Source organism: Photobacterium lucens, from assembly GCF_009873615.1.
Classification (GTDB): Bacteria; Pseudomonadota; Gammaproteobacteria; order Enterobacterales; family Vibrionaceae; genus Photobacterium; species Photobacterium lucens.
Map to the genome: position 1 here is coordinate 1 of NZ_SSMG01000248.1, position 1589 is coordinate 1589.

At 36.4% G+C, this 1589-nt stretch carries 3 protein-coding genes; 1 reads left to right on the forward strand and 2 read right to left on the reverse strand.

The window, feature by feature from the left end:
• Positions 1–96: 96 nt before the first annotated feature.
• Complete coding sequence (locus tag E5A76_RS10830; protein ID WP_161118936.1) at positions 97–402, reverse strand: hypothetical protein; 306 nt, start codon at positions 400–402, stop codon at positions 97–99.
• Positions 403–597: 195 nt separating this feature from the next.
• On the opposite strand from E5A76_RS10830, the gene E5A76_RS10835 reads away from it, so the two are divergent.
• Positions 598–1038, forward strand: coding sequence for a bifunctional diaminohydroxyphosphoribosylaminopyrimidine deaminase/5-amino-6-(5-phosphoribosylamino)uracil reductase RibD (locus tag E5A76_RS10835; protein ID WP_161118937.1), 441 nt, complete (start codon positions 598–600; stop codon positions 1036–1038).
• 105 nt (positions 1039–1143) lie between these two features.
• Here the strand turns inward: E5A76_RS10835 and E5A76_RS10840 are convergent, their stop codons facing one another.
• Positions 1144–1458 (reverse strand): hypothetical protein, encoded by a 315-nt coding sequence (locus E5A76_RS10840; RefSeq protein ID WP_053987574.1) that lies wholly within the window; start codon positions 1456–1458, stop codon positions 1144–1146.
• Between the last annotated feature and the right edge of the window lie 131 nt (positions 1459–1589).

The window sequence follows — 1589 nt, forward strand, 5'->3', positions numbered from 1 at the left end:
ATATATTGTTGCTAATTATATCTATCAAAATGTTACAAAACCTATCATCTAAGTTAGCTCAAGTATTAAAATTAAGTACATACTTGAGCTGTATTGTTATTTATTCTTGTGTTCTACACGGCAACGAGTATTTGTTCTATTAGTCTGGGTCTCTTCCCATCGTCCCCGTTCTAAATGACCTTCCTTGTGACCATTTGTTAATAAATAATTGTTGTTATTGATTGTTGCTAGCATGTGACTTTGCTGCTGTTGTATCCGATCTAGCCTATGAGTATGGTCTAAATATTCAATGGTATTTTTCGCCATCTTTTCCATTGAATGTGGTGATGTTTGTGTTGTTGCGAATGCCGATAGTGAATGCAGTGCTAACGATAGAATTAGACCTGTGATTACACGTTTCATTGTCTTCCTCTCAAAAATAAGGCGCAGACAGTTAACGTTATTCTGACTGAATAAAGAGTGATTGCACTATTCATATTTCATTCATAATAAAAATAAAATTTGAATAGAATTTTTAAATAGTGTGTCGAACTTAGCCATGATATTTTTATAGCCAGAATAAGATATTGTCTTTTTATCATTTAAGTGAATTGAATTATGAGCGGTGATTTTCAAGGGCAAGCATTTATGATGCGAGCGCTATTATTATCTCATCAGGCATTACCAGCTTGTCGTCCAAATCCACCTGTAGGGTGTGTACTAGTGAAAGATGGACAGATAGTTAGTGAAGGTTTTACTCAACTACCAGGACATCATCACGCAGAAGCAATGGCATTGGCTAATTATGGTGAAAGCTTAGATGACGTTACAGCATATGTAACGCTAGAGCCGTGCTCTTTTGTTGGGCGAACACCTTCTTGTGCGCACACATTGGTTGAACGAGGCATCAAGAAAGTTGTGGTTGCGACTTTAGATCCTGATACACGTAATAGCGGAAAAGGTATTGCGGTGCTAGAGCAAGCTGGCGTTGAAGTGGAAGTAGGGCTGTGTGAAAATGAAGTATTGGACTTTATAGAGCCATATTTAATCCGAAATTAATGTAACTTAATAAAAAAGCCCAATTAATAAGCCATAAAGATGTATTAATTGGGCTTTTTATTCTTATCTCTAATCAAAGAGATAGAAAGCAAAACTTAATAACTATTATTTAGAAGAAGTTTTGTGATGTTCACGAGATGATTCTTTATGATCATGCTCTTTAGTTTTATGGTGACGGTGCTCATCATGTTCGTGACGATCATGATGAGTTTGCTCTGGGTGTTTATGACCTACTGGATCGCCGCCATGTTGTGTATGTGGATGACTTTTCTCGTGTTCACGGAATTCGTGGTGGTCACGATTATGTTTATGCTCTGCGCCATCATCGTAACGACGTTCCATTTTTTCATGTTCAAATTCAGCACCGTGTTGGTGACCTTTTTGTGAACCGTTGTGCTCTTGGCTATTGAAATGTGGCATATCTAAATCCTTTGATAGACAGCGTTAAAAATAAGTTGGTGTCTGTCTATGCGATTTAATTTACGCTTATTTTTATTATCAACAATAGACATTTTTAATGATCAAACTTTCTATTTTTGGTAATTGCTGAT

Excerpts from the sequence above, each read along its gene's own strand:
- E5A76_RS10830 (WP_161118936.1), bottom strand. The coding sequence starts at position 402 with ATGAAACGTGTAATCACAGGTCTAATTCTATCGTTAGCACTGCATTCA.
- E5A76_RS10835 (WP_161118937.1), top strand. The coding sequence starts at position 598 with ATGAGCGGTGATTTTCAAGGGCAAGCATTTATGATGCGAGCGCTATTA.
- E5A76_RS10840 (WP_053987574.1), bottom strand. The coding sequence starts at position 1,458 with ATGCCACATTTCAATAGCCAAGAGCACAACGGTTCACAAAAAGGTCAC.